This is a genomic window from Tateyamaria pelophila, assembly GCF_019966495.1.
Lineage (GTDB): Bacteria > Pseudomonadota > Alphaproteobacteria > Rhodobacterales > Rhodobacteraceae > Tateyamaria > Tateyamaria pelophila.
Window position 1 is genome coordinate 1 of the sequence record NZ_JAIMIA010000274.1, and the last position, 2,211, is coordinate 2,211.

The 2,211-nt window shown below is 50.9% G+C and carries 1 protein-coding gene and 1 tRNA gene; one reads left to right on the plus strand and one right to left on the minus strand.

From position 1 onward, the window contains the following. Nucleotides 1-728: 728 nt before the first annotated feature. Nucleotides 729-1,811, minus strand: coding sequence for a tyrosine-type recombinase/integrase (locus tag LC354_RS27570; protein ID WP_223429121.1), 1,083 nt, complete (start codon nucleotides 1,809-1,811; stop codon nucleotides 729-731). Between the two features lie 289 nt (nucleotides 1,812-2,100). Between LC354_RS27570 and LC354_RS27575 the strand changes: the two genes are divergently transcribed. Further along, a tRNA-Thr gene (locus LC354_RS27575) sits at nucleotides 2,101-2,176 on the plus strand. Nucleotides 2,177-2,211: the final 35 nt, after the last annotated feature.

The window sequence follows — 2,211 nt, forward strand, 5'->3', positions numbered from 1 at the left end:
CCCTGCTAGGAGACCCATCATTCCGGCAACTGACCAAACCGCTATCCACATATGCAATATTTGGTGGGGAATGTAGGTTCCATAATAGCCTATTCCTTGCGTGTCATATCTCTTGCCGTTCTCTGCAGCCGCAGGGGCAACCTAGCGAACGAGTTCAGGCTTTGGAACATATATATGACGCGACTGCCACTCGTAGATCACTTGATCCGTCTCTCCAACCGTTTTGGCTTGCTCTGAACTTCGTCCCTAGAACCGGACAGTTTAGTTATTGACCCTAGGCGGCCATTTTCCAAGTCATATTGTTGAAGGCCTTTTGAGGTGTTTGATATCCAACCCCGGAGTGGCGTCGCTGGCGGTTGTACATGACTTCGATGCACTCGAAGATTGCGGCCTTGGCCTGTCCAAATTTTGTGGGGCATCGTGAGCTTCGTGGTTGTCTCTCTGGCGATCCTCGTAGCGTCATCTTAGATCTGCTGGACTGCCAATAATGGCTTGAAATCCAGCGGCAGACCGCAAACAGATCGTCCTCAGAACCCATCTACGAACAAAAATCTTGTGCGATTTATTCCGACAGGCTGGGATAACAGTACGCGCACGCAGCCAGTTTTTTGCCCCGCACCCACGTACACAAAGGGACGACCCCAGTTGTCCTTCATCTCAGGCTCTGGCCCATCATGATAGATCAGGAATTTGGTTTCGGGTTAAGGACACGACTGCTCCAGTATTACTCACTGGCAGGAGATTTGTCGCACCGACAATTCCGTACATACGGTTTCCATAGCGGGCCTCAACGCATCAAGCGAGGGCATGGTGTACCGCTGTCCCGTGATCGATAGCGGCGTGTGATTCAACAACCTTCCAACGACCTCTTCTAATACACCGGCCTCCATAGCCACGGTTGCGAATGTGCGTCTATGAGCATGCGGACTCCACGGTAACTTCCGTGTCCCTGTTATGTGTCCAGATGGCGACTTCGGTGATGGGAATACCCATGTGCGGCTCAGCGATTTCAGCGGCGCCAAAATCTCATGATGTGCTGGCAGAATAGGCAAATCAAAGCTTCGCCCATTTTTGGTCATCGGCAGATGAATGCGGTCCTCGTGAATATTCGACCATTCAAGCGTCAGCGCCTCCCCTTTTCGAAGCCCCGTAAAGAGTAGCAATTCATAGAAGACTTTATGGATTGGGTTCTGTAACGCATCGACGGCGGTTCGCCATTCTCTAAGGTCCTCGACCACACGGCCGTCTGGTTTTTCTTCAAACCACTCGATTGCCAATGTCGGACATTCAGACAGATCATGTGTGCGACGCGCATGATTATAGATCGAACGAAAATACCTGAGCGCGTGGTTGGCTGTTGAAGGGTGCGCAGCGAGTTGCTGGTGACGCCGTACAACCATCGATTTACTGATCTCATCCAATGGCAATCTCAACCAGTCTCTCAACTGATTTTTCATGTAGGCCCGGACCCCCTGCCGATAACCGTCCGACCGAAGTTTGGGCCGCGCCAGATAAATTTCCATCGCAGTTTGAAGTGTGGGCGCTCCGATCTGTGCCGCCTTTCCTGCCCCGCGTCCCATTTCTAGCGCCAGCTCCATAGCGGTCTGCCGCGCTGCCTGTGCAGATATAACCGGATACCGACCAATCAGAACGCGTTTCGTTTCGCCGCCAACGTCTTTTTGGAAATACCAAGTCTTGGATCGCTTGCCGACGAACAGTACCAAGCCTTTAATCTCCGCGTCCCAGTGCTTCTGCGTACCCTGTGCGGAGTGCGGAAGCTTCTTTGCATAGGTTTCTGTTAGCTTTGGCATTTTGTCGGCTTTTTGTCGGAAACGGATGGAAACTTATGGCGACAATCGACATCGCATGCCGAAATTTACATCTTGTTTTCAGATGGTTGTCAACCAATGACATCTCATGGAAACATTAAGCACTTGTTTGGAAGGCTAAGGTCTTACCACTACACAACGCCCGCTCTATAATTTTCTTCCTATTTCATTGAAAATTTGAGGTCAAGCGTGAAGGTTTCTGAGATGCCTTTCTCTTCATTCACGATAGTGGGATTCGCGGCACGAGAGTAAAACTAGTAGGGCCCAGGAAGCCGCTGTAGCTCAGCTGGTAGAGCACATCATTCGTAATGATGGGGTCGGGGGTTCTAGTCCCTTCAGCGGCACCACTTCTCTCTTATAAACCAGAAGCTTGTCAGTTCAT

Bases quoted from the DNA above. Each gene is read 5' to 3' on its own strand.
- LC354_RS27570 (WP_223429121.1), bottom strand. From the start codon at position 1,811: ATGCCAAAGCTAACAGAAACCTATGCAAAGAAGCTTCCGCACTCCGCA.